At 60.0% G+C, this 15,161-nt stretch carries 14 protein-coding genes and 2 tRNA genes; 10 read left to right on the plus strand and 6 right to left on the minus strand.

The window, feature by feature from the left end:
* Positions 1-4: 4 nt before the first annotated feature.
* From AC1RN6_RS01055 to apbC, 5 genes are all read right to left on the minus strand, one after another.
* A tRNA-Glu gene (locus AC1RN6_RS01055) sits at positions 5-80 on the minus strand.
* Positions 81-174: 94 nt separating this feature from the next.
* Positions 175-250 (minus strand) — tRNA-Ala (locus AC1RN6_RS01060).
* 73 nt (positions 251-323) lie between these two features.
* Positions 324-1,760 (minus strand): glutamate--tRNA ligase, encoded by a 1,437-nt coding sequence (gene gltX, locus AC1RN6_RS01065; RefSeq protein ID WP_493002404.1) that lies wholly within the window; start codon positions 1,758-1,760, stop codon positions 324-326.
* Between the two features lie 111 nt (positions 1,761-1,871).
* Complete coding sequence (locus AC1RN6_RS01070) at positions 1,872-2,300, minus strand: DUF4399 domain-containing protein (protein ID WP_493002405.1); 429 nt, start codon at positions 2,298-2,300, stop codon at positions 1,872-1,874.
* Positions 2,301-2,414: 114 nt separating this feature from the next.
* The gene (gene apbC / locus AC1RN6_RS01075) at positions 2,415-3,503 is read right to left on the minus strand and encodes an iron-sulfur cluster carrier protein ApbC (RefSeq protein WP_493002406.1); all 1,089 of its coding nucleotides are present in this window, start codon (positions 3,501-3,503) and stop codon (positions 2,415-2,417) included.
* A gap of 232 nt (positions 3,504-3,735) precedes the next feature.
* Here apbC and metG point away from each other — a divergent pair, with 232 nt between their 5' ends.
* The 6 genes from metG (at position 3,736) to AC1RN6_RS01105 (ending at position 11,623) form a co-directional block, all read left to right on the plus strand.
* A complete protein-coding gene (metG, locus tag AC1RN6_RS01080) occupies positions 3,736-5,802 on the plus strand; it encodes a methionine--tRNA ligase (protein WP_493002409.1) in 2,067 nt (688 codons plus the stop codon).
* A gap of 25 nt (positions 5,803-5,827) precedes the next feature.
* Positions 5,828-6,307 (plus strand): GNAT family N-acetyltransferase, encoded by a 480-nt coding sequence (locus tag AC1RN6_RS01085; protein ID WP_050476982.1) that lies wholly within the window; start codon positions 5,828-5,830, stop codon positions 6,305-6,307.
* Positions 6,308-6,545: 238 nt separating this feature from the next.
* A complete protein-coding gene (locus AC1RN6_RS01090) occupies positions 6,546-7,592 on the plus strand; it encodes a sugar-binding transcriptional regulator (protein WP_493002410.1) in 1,047 nt (348 codons plus the stop codon).
* The gene (gene glpD, locus AC1RN6_RS01095) at positions 7,589-9,127 is read left to right on the plus strand and encodes a glycerol-3-phosphate dehydrogenase (protein WP_493002412.1); all 1,539 of its coding nucleotides are present in this window, start codon (positions 7,589-7,591) and stop codon (positions 9,125-9,127) included. The genes AC1RN6_RS01090 and glpD overlap by 4 nt, the downstream gene beginning before the upstream one ends.
* 1 nt (position 9,128) lies before the next feature.
* Positions 9,129-9,926 (plus strand): HAD-IIB family hydrolase, encoded by a 798-nt coding sequence (locus AC1RN6_RS01100; protein ID WP_493002414.1) that lies wholly within the window; start codon positions 9,129-9,131, stop codon positions 9,924-9,926.
* Positions 9,923-11,623 (plus strand): Na/Pi cotransporter family protein, encoded by a 1,701-nt coding sequence (locus AC1RN6_RS01105; RefSeq protein ID WP_493002416.1) that lies wholly within the window; start codon positions 9,923-9,925, stop codon positions 11,621-11,623. Before AC1RN6_RS01100 ends, AC1RN6_RS01105 begins: the two co-directional genes overlap by 4 nt.
* A gap of 22 nt (positions 11,624-11,645) precedes the next feature.
* On the opposite strand, the gene AC1RN6_RS01110 is transcribed toward AC1RN6_RS01105, so the two are convergent.
* Entirely contained in the window at positions 11,646-12,158 is a 513-nt protein-coding gene (locus AC1RN6_RS01110) for an outer membrane protein assembly factor BamE (protein WP_493002418.1), read from the minus strand.
* A gap of 74 nt (positions 12,159-12,232) precedes the next feature.
* Between AC1RN6_RS01110 and AC1RN6_RS01115 the strand changes: the two genes are divergently transcribed.
* The 4 genes from AC1RN6_RS01115 to AC1RN6_RS01130 all read left to right on the plus strand — a co-directional run bounded on the left by AC1RN6_RS01115 (position 12,233) and on the right by AC1RN6_RS01130 (position 15,141).
* Positions 12,233-12,439 (plus strand): DUF3460 family protein, encoded by a 207-nt coding sequence (locus AC1RN6_RS01115; protein WP_493002419.1) that lies wholly within the window; start codon positions 12,233-12,235, stop codon positions 12,437-12,439.
* A gap of 6 nt (positions 12,440-12,445) precedes the next feature.
* Positions 12,446-13,312, plus strand: a complete 867-nt coding sequence (locus AC1RN6_RS01120; RefSeq protein ID WP_493002420.1) for a segregation and condensation protein A — start codon at positions 12,446-12,448, stop codon at positions 13,310-13,312.
* A gap of 69 nt (positions 13,313-13,381) precedes the next feature.
* Positions 13,382-14,221, plus strand: a complete 840-nt coding sequence (panC, locus tag AC1RN6_RS01125) for a pantoate--beta-alanine ligase (RefSeq protein WP_493002421.1) — start codon at positions 13,382-13,384, stop codon at positions 14,219-14,221.
* Complete coding sequence (locus AC1RN6_RS01130) at positions 14,221-15,141, plus strand: cobalamin-binding protein (protein ID WP_493002423.1); 921 nt, start codon at positions 14,221-14,223, stop codon at positions 15,139-15,141. Before panC ends, AC1RN6_RS01130 begins: the two co-directional genes overlap by 1 nt.
* Positions 15,142-15,161 lie beyond the last annotated feature (20 nt).

A 15,161-nucleotide genomic window follows, 5' to 3' on the forward strand; every position in this document is an offset into this window, starting at 1 on the left:
ACGTTGGCGTCCCCAGGGGGATTCGAACCCCCGTACTCACCGTGAAAGGGTGATGTCCTAGGCCTCTAGACGATGGGGACATTGTGTTGTCCCGCAGCTGTTACCTTACTACCGACTGTGTGGCATCACAGTTTATTACTAGCATTTACTCTACTACTTTTACTACTTAGTCGCTGGTGGAGGTAAGCGGGATCGAACCGCTGACCTCTTGCATGCCATGCAAGCGCTCTCCCAGCTGAGCTATACCCCCTTGCGAAGAAGCGAGATTATGCAACATGCATTGGTAAATAGCAAGAGGGTTTTCGGAAAAACCCTCTTCTTTATTACAAATAGTTTTGCAAACGCGCCAGCACGACTTCGCGGCCGAACAATTCCAGCACTGCATCAATTGCCGGCGTCTGCAACTGACCGGCGACGATCAGGCGCAAAGGCATCGCCAGCAACGGCATCTTCAGCGTATGCGCGGCGAGTACTTCCTTGATCATCGCGCCCAGTGCTGCTTTGTTCCACTCCACCGTCGCACAGCGTGCCGCAAAATCTTGCAGCGCCGGTTTGATGGCGTCGGTGATGTGCTGCGTTACCAATGCGGCATCAGGCGCAGGCTGGCGATAAAACATCATGACCGCAGGCGCCAGTTCGTTGACGGTGTTGGCGCGCTCTTTGAGCAGCGCGATGGTTTGCGCCAATGCAGGTGCCCCGTCGAACTGCGCGCCTTCTTTTTCCAGCAGCGGACGCACCAGTGCGGCGAGGCGCTCGTTGTCGGCCAGTTTGATGTAATGGTTGTTCAGCCACGCCAGCTTTTCCGGATTGAATTGCGCCGGCGACTTCGACAGGTGATCGAGGTCGAACCATTCGCAGAATTGTTCCATCGAGAAAATTTCTTCGTCGCCGTGGCTCCAGCCCAGACGCGCCAGATAGTTCAGCATGGCTTCCGGCAGGAAACCTTGCGCCGGGTAATCCATCACGCTGACCGCGCCGTGACGCTTGGACAGCTTCTCGCCGTCGGCGCCGAGGATCATCGGCACGTGGCCGTACAGCGGCAGCGTGCCGCCGAGCGCCTTGAGGATGTTGATCTGGCGCGGCGTGTTGTTGACGTGGTCATCGCCGCGGATCACGTGGGTGATGCGCATGTCCCAGTCGTCAACCACGACGCAGAAGTTATAGGTCGGCGTGCCGTCCGGACGCGCGATCACCAAGTCGTCCAGCTCACGGTTGGAAATCGTGATCGGTCCCTTGACCACGTCGTCCCAGGTCACGTCGCCGTCGAGCGGATTGCGGAAACGCACCACCGGCTTGCGGCCTTCCGGAATTTCCGGCAAGGCCTTGCCACGCTCAGGACGCCAGGTGCCGTCGTAGCGCGGTTTTTCGCCTGCGGCGCGTTGGCGCTCGCGCATGGCTTCGACTTCTTCCGGCGAGGAATAGCAATAGTAGGCAGTACCCTGCTGCAGCATGTGCGCCACGACTTCGCGATAGCGCTCCATGCGCTTCATCTGATAGAACGGACCTTCGTCATGTTCCAGGCCCAGCCATTGCATGCCGTCGATGATGGCCTGCACCGCTTCCGGGGTGGAACGCTCCAGATCGGTGTCTTCGATACGCAGGATGAAGGTGCCGCCGAAACGGCGCGCATAGGCCCACGAGAACAAGGCCGTACGCGCGCCGCCCAGATGGAGATAACCAGTCGGGCTGGGTGCGAAACGGGTACGAACCTGGGTGTGAACGGGTTCGGCGGAAGGAGCAGTCTGGTCTGTGGATGTCATGATAAATAAAAACGGCCTTGGAACGCCAAAGCCGTTGTCAGTCTGATCGGAAAGCCGTCATTTTACCGCGTCGGGAGCGGTCATGGAATCATGCCGCGCACCGACCCGGATTTACTTGACGGTGATATTGATTGTCTTGCTCATGGCAGGGCCGTATGACTGATGCGCGCCGTCGCCGAATTGCATGGTCAGCTTGTATTTGCCCGGCGGCAGCGTGATCTTGGCTTCGGTCTGGCCTTTGCCGTAGTGCAAATGCGTGTCGTCCATCGGAATCGGCGCGCCCTTAGGGATAGGACCAGTATTGATCAGCAGATGATGATGGCCGGTGTTGGGCGTCATGTCGCCCAGCGGCTTGATTTCCATACCGGAGACGGCGAACTTGACGTCGAACGGGCTGGTGACGGTGGCGCCGTCCATTGGCGCGGTGAAGGAGACGGAAGGTTCCGCCGCCTGCGCCAGGGATGCCGTCGATGCTGCCGATACCAGCAGCACTGCCGAACAGAACAAGGTTTGAATCAAACGGGATGCCAGGGGTGTCATTACATGTCTCCTCAATACACTACATTGATCAGATACAACAGTGGCGAAAAAGCCGGACACACAAACAACACCCGCAGGCCGCACCGGCATTTCGGCCGCATCAGCAGTTTCAGGTCAATCGTTCTGAATCACGATGCTCGGGAACTTGCTGGTCATGTCCTTAGCTTTTTCCGCCACTTTGACAGCGACCTTGCGCGCAATGTTCTTGTAAATTTCCGCAACCGGACCGTTCGGTTCGGCCACGACGGTCGGACGGCCGGAATCGGTCTGTTCGCGTATTGCCATCGTCAGCGGCAGAGCGCCAAGGAAGTCAACGCCGAAGTCGGCACACATCTTCTCGCCGCCGCCGCTGCCGAAGATCGCCTCGGCGTGACCGCAATTGGAGCAGATATGCGTACTCATGTTCTCGACGATGCCGAGGATGGGGATGCCGACCTTCTCAAACATCTTCAGACCCTTGCGCGCATCCAGCAAGGCAATATCTTGCGGCGTCGTCACGATGACCGCACCGGTGACCGGCACCTTTTGCGACAGTGTCAACTGCACGTCGCCGGTACCCGGCGGCATGTCGACGATCAGATAATCCAGATCGCGCCAGTTGGTCTGGTCGAGCAACTGCTGCAAGGCTTGCGTGACGATAGGACCACGCCACACCATCGGCTCGTCCGGGTCGATCATGAAACCGATGGACGACACTTGCAGGCCATGATTTTCCAGCGGCTCCATGGTTTTGCCATCCTTGGTTTCCGGCTTGGCGTCGATGCCCAGCATCATCGGCTGCGACGGACCATAGATGTCGGCGTCCAGAATCCCGACGCTGGCCCCTTCAGCGGCCAGTGCCAGCGCCAGGTTGGCGGCGGTCGTCGATTTGCCGACGCCGCCCTTGCCGGACGCGACCGCGATGATGTTCTTGACGTTGGACTTGAGTTTGATACCGCGCTGCACGGCATGCGCGACGATCTTGAAATAAACGTTGGCTTTGACCGAGCCGACACCGGCCACATCCTGCACCGCCCTCTCGGCGGCGTTGCGGATCAGTTCGATCTGGCTGTTGGCGGGATAGCCCAATTCGACGTCGAAGGCGACATTGGCGCCATCGAGCTGGATGTTCTTGACCGATTTCCCTGCGACCAGATCCTTGCCCGTGTTGGGATCGATGACCTGGGAAAGCGCTGTTTTGACTGCTTCGGTGGTGATGCTCATTACCTCTCCTTGATAGACCTGCTTTTAATGCACCCGCAAGTCTAAACTAATCGGGCTGCCGCCACAGGCGGATCGGCAAAGCATCACCGGCAAAAAATTGCCATTCAGACATCAAATCACTGCTCCGGCGACCATGCTTTGCGCCTTGTTTGTCTATCAAGACTGCGCCAAAAGCCCCGCGACTGCTAAAATGACCCTCTTTTTCTTTTCACCCACCCAGCAAGCATTGCCAATGAGCACTTCATCGCCACGCCAACTTTTCGTTACCACCGCCCTCCCTTACGCCAACGGCGCGTTCCACATCGGCCACATCATGGAATACATCCAGGCCGACATCTGGGTCCGGTTCCAACGAATGCAGGGCCATGAAGTCCATTTCGTCGGCGCTGACGATGCGCATGGCGCACCGATCATGATCGCGGCTGAAAAGGCCGGCGTGACGCCGCAGCAGTTCGTCGCCAACATCGCAGCCGGCCGCAAGCAATACCTGGACGGCTTCCACATCGCCTTCGACAACTGGAGCTCGACCGACAGCGAAGAAAACCACCAGTTGTCGCAAGACATCTATCGTGCGTTGCGCGATGATGCCAAGCTGATCACGACCAAAACCATCGACCAGTTCTTCGACCCGGTCAAAAGCATGTTCCTGCCGGACCGCTACATCAAGGGCGAATGCCCGAAGTGCGGCACCAAGGACCAGTACGGCGACTCCTGTGAAAACTGCAGCGCCGTCTATGCGCCAACCGACCTGAAGAATCCCTATTCGACCCTGTCCGGTGCCACGCCGGTAATGAAGTCGTCGGAACACTTTTTCTTCAAATTGTCCGATCCGAAATGCGTCGCTTTCCTGCGTGAATGGGCGCTCGATAACAATCGCCTGCAACCGGAAGTAGCCAACAAGTGCCGCGAATGGCTCGATGGTGAAAGCGGCCTGGGCGACTGGGACATCAGCCGCGACGCGCCCTATTTCGGCATCGAAATCCCCGACGCGCCGGGCAAATACTTCTACGTCTGGCTGGACGCGCCGATCGGCTATCTGGCTTCGCTGAAGAATTATTTCGGCAAAATCGGCCGCGACTTCGACGCCTTCATGGTGGACGACAAGACCGAGCAGTACCACTTCATCGGTAAGGACATCACCTACTTCCACACGCTGTTCTGGCCAGCCATGCTGAAGTTCGCCGGCCGCAAGGTGCCCAACAACGTGTTCGCCCACGGCTTCATCACCGTCAGCGGCGAGAAGATGTCCAAGTCGCGCGGCACCGGCATCTCGCCGCTGCGCTACCTCGACATCGGCATGAACCCGGAATGGCTGCGCTATTACATCGCCGCCAAACTCAACGCCAAGGTCGAAGACGTCGACTTCAACCCGGACGATTTCGTTGCACGCGTCAACGCCGACCTGATCGGCAAGTACGTCAACATCGCCAGCCGCGCTGCGGGCTTCATCGCCAAACGTTTCGACGGCAAGCTGTCGACTGCGTGGGCGACCGGCGACGACGCTTTCCTGGCGAAACTGCGCGGCATCGCGCCGGAAATTCAGGCACTTTACGAGCAACGCGAATACGGCAAGGCCCTGCGCGCGATCATGGAGCAAGCCGACGTCATCAACGCCTATGTCGACGCCAACAAGCCATGGGAACTGGCCAAGGACAGCAGCAAGGACGCGCAACTGCATGAAGTCTGCAGCCGCCTGCTGGAAGCCTTCCGCATCCTGACCGTGTATCTGAAACCGGTGCTGCCGCAACTGGCGGCACAAGTGGAAGGCTTCCTCAACGTCGCGCCATTCACCTGGGCCGATGTGCAAACCGCGCTGCCTGATGGTCATGTCATCAACGCCTACGCTCACCTGATGCAACGCGTCGATCCGAAGATGCTGGATGCGCTGTTCGATGCGCCTGAAGCTGCCGCTGCTGCACCTGCAGAGACAGCGGAGGCCGCCATCGAAGAACTGGCCCCTGAAATCAGCATCGACGATTTCGCCAAGATCGACCTGCGCATTGCCAAGATCGTGAACTGCGAAGCGGTCGAAGGTTCGACCAAGCTGCTGCGCCTGACGCTGGACGCCGGCGAAGGCCGCATGCGCAATGTGTTCTCCGGCATCGCTTCGGCCTACAAGCCGGAAGAGCTGGTCGGCAAGCTGACGGTCATGGTTGCCAACCTGGCGCCGCGCAAGATGAAGTTCGGCATCTCCGAAGGCATGGTGCTGGCCGCTTCCGCCAAGGATGAAAAAGCCAAACCGGGTATCTACGTGCTGAACCCGTGGCCAGGCGCCGAGCCGGGCATGCGCGTTCGTTAAGCCGGGCTATCGCACCATGGCAGACATTGACCTTTTGATCCGTGAAGCCACCGTTGACGACGCCGAGCTGATCGCCGAAATCACGCGAGGCAGCTGGGCCAACAAGGTGGCGCCAAGTTCCAGCGGCCACCGTGAAGACCCGAAACGCGTCGCCGAAGACCTGCAGCGCGGCGGCGGCTTTGTGCTGCTGCGCGACAACGTCCCGGCCGGCTCGGTGCGCTGGCTGCCGCTGGATACCGAGCTCGACGTCTGGGAAATCCTGCGCATGGGCATTCTGCCGAGCTATCGCGGCGAGCGCCTGTCGCAGCATCTGATGGAAGCACTGATCCACCGCGCGCTGGCGGCCGACATCGGCGAACTCCGGCTGGCGGTCAGGACCGATCAGGGACAACTGCTCGACGTCTACGCCGCCTTCGGCTTTGAAATCGCACCGGAACTGGAATACACCCGCGCCAATCCGATGGAGCCCTCGCCTATCGTGATGCGCCGCTGGCTGCGCAACTAGACACCCCGCCGTATTTCAAGCCGCTATACGCCGTCATTCGCCGGTGTATGGCGGCTTTTTTACGTCCGGACATCTCCTCCCTGTGCAGCTTCCGCACGTCATTCTTTTCACACCCCGTCGGCACTCTGCATATCGATACACCACAGCCCTGCTCACGACTGGCTTGACTTGATTTCTAAGCTCAATTGGATTATTGTACAAACGTTCAAAACAAATGATCATTTGTCCAAACTGAAATATGGCTACAGCAGATCGTCAGAGCATCGCGCATTCCGCCGTCCGCGTGGCGCGTCTGTATTACTTTCAGAACATGACCACGGCCGCCATCGCGGAAGAGATGGGCACTTCGCGCGCCACCGTGTCGCGGCTGCTGTCTTACGCCATGGAAAACGGTCTGGTCGAGATCCGCGTGCATGATCCGCTGGAGCTGTCCGGCAATCTTGAGGCCGTCATCAGGAAACACTATTCACTGCGCTCGATCCAGGTCGTCCCGGTGCCTGCATCGGCCAACGAACGCGAAAGCATGCAGCGCGTTGCCGCGCATACCGCTGCCTACCTGAACTCGCTGGTGCTGCCCTCCACCGTCATCGGTCTGGCCTGGGGCAACACCGTTGCCGCCATCGCCGAGAATCTGGTGCCCAAACATGTCCATGGCGTTGCAGTGGTTCAGCTCAACGGATCCGGCGCCGGCGCCAATATCGTCAATACCTTCGGCGAGTCGATCGTTTCGCGCTTCGCACAAAACTACGGCGCGCAAGCGCACAGCTTTCCGGTGCCGGCCTTTTTCGACTATGCCGACACGCGCAACGCGCTCTGGCGCGAACGCAGCATCAAGACCATCCGCACCTTGCAAAACAACGCCTCGATCCTGCTGTTCAGCATCGGCGCAGCGGAAACCGGCAGCCACATCCATACCGGCGGCTACCTTGACAAACACGACCGGCAAGACATCCTCAAGGACGGCGTGGTCGGCGACATCGCCACGGTGTTCTTCCGCGAAGATGGCAGCTGGAAAGACGTGGCATTGAATGCGCGCAGCAGCGGTCCGGATCTGGATCGCTTCCAGCGCGCGGCGCACTCCATCTGCGTGGTGTGCGGCAAGGGCAAAATTCCCGGCCTGCGCGCAGCACTGACAGGCGGCTACATCAACGAACTGGTGATCGACGAACCCACCGCCAGATTGCTGGTGGAAGAGCTGGGACAGCAAGAACAAACAACTGCCACAACCGAAGCAGCAAATACGGCATCAAACAACAAAACCAACCGCAAGCGAGCAAAGCAATGACCTTACTGACTCCTACAGCCAGTCCGGAAACCTACGACCTCCTGATCATCGGCGGCGGCATCAACGGCGCCGGCGTCGCGCGTGATGCAGCCGGACGCGGCCTGAAGGTAGCCCTGTGCGAACAAAACGACTTCGCCGGTGCGACCTCGTCGGCTAGCACCAAGCTCATCCATGGCGGCTTGCGCTATCTCGAATACTACGAATTTCGCCTGGTCGCCGAGGCGCTGGCCGAGCGTGAACATCTGCTCAACATCGCGCCGCACATTGCATGGCCGCTGCGCTTCGTCATGCCGCACGTCAAAGGCCTGCGTCCGCGCTGGATGATCCGTCTCGGCTTGTGGATGTACGACCATATCGGCGGCCGCATTACCTTGCCGCATTCGCGCGGCATCGAACTGGATCGCATGGATGCACCCAGCGGCCTGCGCGCGGACATCACCCGCGGCTTCGCCTATTCCGACGCCTGGGTCGACGATGCGCGGCTGGTCATCCTGAATCTGCAAAGCGCGCAGGAACACGGCGCCGACATCTTCGCCCGCACCCGCCTCGTTGACGCCAGGCGCACCAACGGCGTGTGGCAATGCGAACTGGAAAACACCATCACCGGCGTACGCCAGAATCTCACCGCACGCGTCGTCGTCAATACCGCCGGCCCCTGGGTCGCGAAGATGGATCACCTGCTCAATCCGACCGCACAAGGCAGCAAACATGCCGCCGTCAAGCTGGTGCGCGGCAGCCACATCATCGTGCCGCGCCTGTTCGCGGGTGAGCATGCCTACATCCTGCAAAACGACGACAAGCGCATCGTCTTCATGATCCCTTACGAAGACAAGTTCACCCTGATCGGCACCACCGATGTCCCGCAAGAGAACATGGACAACGGCGCCAAAATCAGTGCGGAAGAAGAAGCCTACCTGCTGCGCGCCGTCAATCAATACCTGGCCGAACCAATCGCTCACGCCGACATCGTCTGGCGCTACGCCGGCGTGCGTCCGCTGTTCGACGACGAGTCGGACAATCCGTCCGCCGTCACACGCGACTACACGCTGGTGTTGCAAGACGCCGAGAACACGCCCTGCGTGTCGGTCTACGGCGGCAAGATCACCACCTATCGCCGCCTCGCGGAATCCGTATTGGAAAAGCTGGCGCCGTGGACCAAAACACGCCGTGGTTCGTGGACCAACCAGGAGGCTCTGCCAGGCGGCAAGTTCAAGCGCGCCGACCGCGCACAGGAGCTGGATTACCTGAAGAAGAAATACGCCCGGCTCGACGCCCATTTCCTGACACGCCTGTTCGGCCGCCACGGCCGTAACGCGCACGTAATCCTGAAAGAAGCGCAAACGCCGGAAGAACTGGGCCGCGATTTCGGCGGCGGACTGGTGCAACGTGAAGTCGACTACCTGATCATGCGCGAATGGGCTTACCAGCCTGACGATGTGCTGTGGCGCCGCACCAAGTGCGGCCTGCACATGACGGAACAACAGCGCGCCGATTTTGCCGCGTGGTTCACCGAACGCTGCGCGCGCCGGAGCTGACATGCAAGCGCTGAATCAATTGCCACGCGCACTCGCCAGAGAAGTCCGGACGGTCTTCACCGATATCGACGACACGCTCACCACCGACGGCAAGCTCAGCGCTCAGGCCTATGAAGCACTGGAGTCGCTGCAACGCAGCGGCCTGCGCGTTATCCCGGTGACCGGGCGTCCGGCCGGCTGGTGCGATCACATTGCGCGCATGTGGCCGGTCGACGGCGTCATCGGCGAGAACGGCGCGTTGTATATGTGGCATGACAGCAAGACCGGCAAGCTGCATACGCGCCATCTGCTGGAAGAAAACATCCGGCGCGAAAACACCGTGCGCCTTGCTGCAGTACGCGACAAGATCCTGCGCGAAGTACCGGGCTGCGCAGTCGCATCGGACCAGTTCTGCCGCCAATACGATCTGGCTATTGATTTCTGCGAAGATGTCCCTCCTTTGGAACTTGATGTAATCGATTGCATCGTAAGGATTATGGAAGACGCTGGCATGACCGCCAAGATCAGCTCGATTCACGTCAACGGCTGGTTCGGCAACTACGACAAACTCAGCATGGCGCGCCTGATGATGCAGGAACGCTACGACATCGATCTGGACGACGACGCCGAACGCCACCGTTGCGTGTTCGCAGGCGACTCGCCCAACGATGCGCCGATGTTCGCCTATTTCCCGCTGTCGGTGGGCGTGGCCAACGTGCTCAACTTTGCCGATCGCCTGCCGCATCCGCCCCGTTTCATCACGCACCAGCCCAGCGGCGCCGGATTCGCTGAACTGACTCAACATTTGCTGGAGCCATGACCACCTTACTCAACCTGCTCTCTGCATTGGCCCTGCTGGTCTGGGGCACCCACATCGTGCGCACCGACGTGCTGCGCGTGTACGGCGCGCAGCTGCGCCGCATCCTGAGCACCAGCATCAAACGCCGCAGCCTTGCCTTCCTCGCGGGCGTCGGCGTGACCAGTCTGGTTCAGAGCAGCAACGCCACCGCCGTCATCGTGTGCTCGTTTGTCGCCCAGGGCCTGGTAACCCTGACGCCGGCGCTGACCATCATGCTCGGCGCCGATGTCGGCACGGCGCTGATGACGGGCGTGCTGAGTTTCGATTTGTCGTGGATTTCTCCGCTGCTGATTTTCGGTGGCGTGGTGGTGTATCTGTCGCGCCGCCATACCTCGATCGGCCGCATGGCGCGCGCCGTGATCGGCCTCGGCCTGATCCTGCTGGCGCTGGAAATGATCACCGCCGCCACGCGCCCCATGATCCAGGGCGCCGGCATCAAGGTGCTGTTCTCGACGCTGACCGGCGACATCGTCCTCGATGCGCTGATCGGCGCCATATTCGCGATGCTGACCTATTCCAGTCTCGCCGCCGTCCTGCTGGCAGCGACGCTGGCGACGTCCGGCATCATTTCGCTGAAGGTGGCGCTGTGCCTGGTCATCGGCGCAAACTTGGGCAGCGGCATCCTGGCCCTGCTGACCGCAGCCAGCCAGAATGTGGCTGGACGGCGCGTGGCGCTGGGCAGCATGCTGTTCCGGCTCTCCGGCGCAATTGTCGTGCTGCCCTTCATAAACTATCTGGAAGTGTGGATTGCTCTGCTGACCAAAGATCTTCGCTTTGGCGTGGTCGCTTTCCATGTGCTGTACAACACCGTGCGTTGCGGACTGCTGCTGCCGCTGGTGGAACCGATGGCGCGTCTGTGCACACGCCTGCTGCCGGAAACAGAGAAGGATGATGACGCCGCCATCGCAGCACGCCATCTCGATCCGGGCGCCATCGACACGCCTTCGCTGGCGCTGGCCAATGCTTCGCGCGAAGTGCTGCGCATCGGCGATCTGATCGAAAAGATGCTGTTGAGCCTGCTGCCTGTCATCCGCAACAACGATCAGTTGCGCGCGCAGCAGATCCGCAAGCTCGACGACGACGTCGACAAACTCTACACCGCGGTGAAGATGTACCTCGCGCGCGTGTCGCGTGAAGAACTGAACGACAAGGAAGTGCGCCGCTGGACCGACATCGTCACCCTGACCATCAATCTGGAACAGGCAGGCGACATCATCGAACGCATCGTCAAAGGAATCGAGAGCAAGAAGATTGCGCCGCAACGCACTTTCTCAGATGCCGGCATGACCGAAGTCTGCGAAATGCACGCGCGTCTGGTGACCAGCCTGCAGTTGGGCTTGTCGGTATTTCTCGATGGCGATCTGAAAAGTGCGCAGAAGCTGCTGGCCGAAAAGGAGGCTTTCCGCGATCTTGAACGCGCCTATTCCAAGACCCACCTGATTCGCCTCGCCGGTGAAACCCAGCAAAGCATCGAAACCAGCTCGCTGCATCTGGATCTGATCAGCGACATGCGCCGCATGCATTCGCTGTTTTGTTCAACGGCATACTCTGTGCTGGACGACGCCGGCATGCTGCGCAGGAGCCGCATGAACATCGGCGACGATCCGACCGTCGCTCAGGCCCGGCAGGAATTCGGCGACTATTCGCATCCGCCCTGATTGTCCGGGCGCGCAGTACTGATCAGTGCCCGGAAATTTCCGAAATCGACATGCGCACGACCTTGCCGGTCTGCATGTCGAAATGCACGTTGAACAGGCGTTCTTCGTGGACATGCAGGTATTTCCAGTCCCACACTTCTTCCTGCTTGCGCGCAAACGGCACCACGGTGCGCGGACGGCCAAGCAGGTTGCGCACTTCGTCGCGCGTCATGCCTTTTTGCACCTTGTCGAAATTTTCGTCCGTCAGCACCTGTTGATAGTCTGTCAATTTTCCGTCAGTGCCGATACGGAACATCCAGGTACGCACGCCCTGCGGCCCCTTGGGGTATTCCAGAATGCGTTCACCGCTCTCTTCCCGCACGCTGTCGGGCTGTCCCATGACGCCGCGTACGTCCGCCTCGGTCGAGGCGCCTTTATTCAACTTGTCCAAGCCAAACTCCTGTACGGGATTGCCGTCGCGATCACATCCCAGCGCCAGCAGTGCCGCGCAAGCGGCCATGCACCACGCCAACACCTTGTTTCTCATCATTGCCATCTTTGATTCTCGGGCTTCAAGACAGGGTAGAATAGCGCCTATTAGCCAGTTAATAAGAATTTCCAGGAAAAACCATGCCATTCTTCAAACTTTTCAAATCCTACGAATCCGAAGCGACCAAGTTCATCGCCGAGCTCAAGGAAAAGAATCCGAAACTGGAAGAACAACAACGCGCCGGCCGTGCCCTGCTGTGGGACAAGGCGCCCCTGGATCTGGACAAGACCGCACGCGACAAGGATTCCCGCGTCAAGCAACAACCTTACGTCTACCAAAACCACTAAGCCAGCATGATCGAAAACGCCGGGAATCAATCCTCCGACGCTGCTGAACTGACGCTGGCAGGCCAGCCGGATACCACGCCGGATGTGGTCGACGGCGTCGCTTTCGCCAAACTGTACGGAGAGCCGCTGTTCAAGCTGCCGACTGATCTGTACATCCCTCCGGACGCGCTGGAAGTGTTTCTGGAAGCCTTCCAGGGGCCGTTGGATCTGTTGCTGTACCTGATCCGCAAGCAAAACTTCAACATCCTCGACATCCCGATGGCGCAGGTCACCCTGCAATATCTGGAATACGTCGAGCAGATCCGCAAGCACAATCTCGAACTGGCCGCTGAATACCTGCTCATGGCCGCGATGCTGATCGAGATCAAATCGCGCATGCTGCTGCCGGTCAAGAAGGCTGACACCGGCGAAGAAGCCGAAGATCCCCGCGCCGAGCTGGTGCGCCGCCTGCTGGAGTACGAGCAGATGAAACTGGCCGCGCAGGAACTCGATTCGCTGCCGCAAGTCGGCCGCGACTATGTGCGCACTCAGGTGTATGTGGAACAGACCGTCGTCACCCGCTGGCCGGACGTCAACCTCGACGATCTGCAATCGGTGTGGAGCGACATCATGCGCCGCGCCAAACTCACCGCCCACCATCACATCAGCCGCGAAGAGCTTTCCGTACGCGAGCACATGACCGGCATCTTGCGCCGCCTGCAATCGGCGCGCTTTGTCGAGTTCGCCGATCTGTTCGACCCGATGCGCGGCGTGCCGGTGGTAGTGGTCAACTTCATCGCCCTGCTCGAACTGGCCAAAGAAACCCTGATCGAGATCACGCAGGCTGAAGCCTTCGCGCCGATATACGTGCGGCTGTCGTACTCGCCGAGCTGATTTTTTTTCAGCTCTGTGAATCTGGTATCTGCTCAGCCCGCCTCCGTACCCTAATCAAAGAAACACAACATGAAAATCATCTCGTCCATCGAAGAACTGCGCGATCAACTGCGCGGCCAGCTGCGCACCGCCTTCGTCCCGACCATGGGCAATCTGCACGAAGGCCATCTGTCGCTGATGCGCCTGGCGCGCACGCATGGCGATCCGGTGGTGGCGTCGATTTTCGTGAACCGCCTGCAGTTCGGACCGAACGAGGATTTCGACAAGTATCCGCGCACCTTCCAGGCAGACGTCGAGAAGCTGGAAAAAGAAGGCGTCTACGTGCTGTTCGCGCCGACCGAAAAAGATCTCTATCCGGAACCGCAGGAATATCGCGTGCAGCCGCCGGACGACCTCGGCAACATCCTGGAAGGTGAATTCCGCCCCGGCTTCTTTACCGGCGTCACAACCGTCGTGCTCAAGCTGTTCTCCTGTGTGCAGCCGCGCGTTGCCGTGTTCGGCAAGAAGGACTACCAGCAGCTCATGATCGTGCGCAACATGGCGCGTCAATTTGCTCTGCCCACCGAAATCATCGCCGCCGAAACCTGGCGCGCCGACGACGGCCTGGCGCTGTCGTCGCGCAACGGTTACCTGTCGGCAGACGAACGCGCCGAAGCGCCGGAACTGTACAAAGTACTCAATCAGGTTGCCGCTGAAATGCGTGGCGGCCGTCCGGATGTGGCACAGCTTGAACGCAAGGCCATGGATGTATTGGCGCAACGCGGCTGGCAACCTGACTATATCTCGATCCGCAAGCGCATGAACTTGCAGGCGCCATCGGCTGCCGACCTCGAACAGGGCGCACAGCTGGTCGTCGTCGCTGCCGCCAAACTCGGCAAGACACGCCTGATCGACAACCTGGAAATCTGATGCGGTATTGGCCGGTCGCATCGCTGCTTGCGGCGCTCTGCGCTGTCGGCGCCGCAGCCGGCACTACCGCCGCGGCCGCTGCCACTGCGGTCGGAAGCGGCATCACTGTCAAAGACGACTACGGCAACGACATCCATCTGGAACGCCCCGCCCGCCGCATCGTCAGCCTGTCACCGCACACCACGGAATTGCTCTACGCCGCCGGCGCGGGTCCTTACGTTGTCGGCGTCAGCCACTACAGCAACTATCCGCCTGCAGCTTTGCAAGTCGCCTCAGTCGGCCGCATCAGCGCCGTCGACATCGAAAAAATCCTCACACTCAAACCCGACCTGATCGTCGCCTGGCACAGCGGCAACGCAGTCGCGCAATTGCAAAAACTGCGGTCGTTCGGCTTGCCCGTGTTCGAAAGCCAACCGGCCGACTACGCAACCATTGCGACCTCGCTGGAGCGGCTTGCGGTACTGAGCGGAACCGAAAGCGAAGGCAACAAGGCCGCCGCTGGTTTTCGCCAGCGTTGGCAAGCCTTGGCCCGGACCTATCGCGATCGCGAACCTGTCAGCGTGTTTTATCAGATATGGGGACAGCCGTTGATGACGCTCAACGGCAAGCATATGGTGTCGTCCGTTCTACGCACTTGCGGCGGCAGCAATATCTTCGCCGACTTGCCGCAACTGGCGCCGCACGTCAGCCTGGAGGCGGTAATTGCCGCCGACCCCGACGCCATTCTCGCGCCTGACGATGCCAAAGATCATCCGCTCGACGACTGGCGCCGGTTCGGCAAAATGAAGGCCGTCAACGCCGACACACTCTTCACGGTCAACGCCGACTGGCTTAACCGGCCGGGGCCGCGCATTCTTGATGCGACGGAAGAAGTCTGCAAGATTCTGGATACGGTACGCTCACGCCGCGAACTGAAATAGCCGCCATCAGCACCGCCCGC

The sequence above is a fragment of the Herbaspirillum sp. GW822-FHT03A08 genome (assembly GCF_058801885.1).